Genomic DNA, 211 nt, shown 5'->3' with positions numbered 1-211 from the left:
CCATCGATGTATGGCATATTAATATCAATTAAGAGAAGATCATAGAAGTTCGATTTGAAATCTAAGAGTGCTTTTCTTGGGTCATTGTATACATCGACGGCAATTCTTTTTGTAGCATTTTCTATACCTAATTTGAAAGTAGTAGTGATGTCTGGATCATCGTCAACAATCAATATTCTTTTCCAATAGCGTTTTTGTTCCTCCCTGCTAA

The 211-nt window shown here is 34.1% G+C and carries 1 protein-coding gene; it reads right to left on the bottom strand.

Features of this window, described 5'->3' with window-relative positions; all coding sequences use genetic code 11:
• Positions 1–211: response regulator (locus tag DYY65_RS10805; protein ID WP_201449471.1), on the bottom strand; the 211-nt coding region annotated here is incomplete at both ends.

The organism is Nitrososphaera sp. AFS (assembly GCF_009898475.1).
Classification (GTDB): domain Archaea; phylum Thermoproteota; class Nitrososphaeria; order Nitrososphaerales; family Nitrososphaeraceae; genus Nitrosopolaris.
Note: the sequence above shows the minus strand (reverse complement) of the source record. Positions and strands in the feature narration are given on the sequence as shown.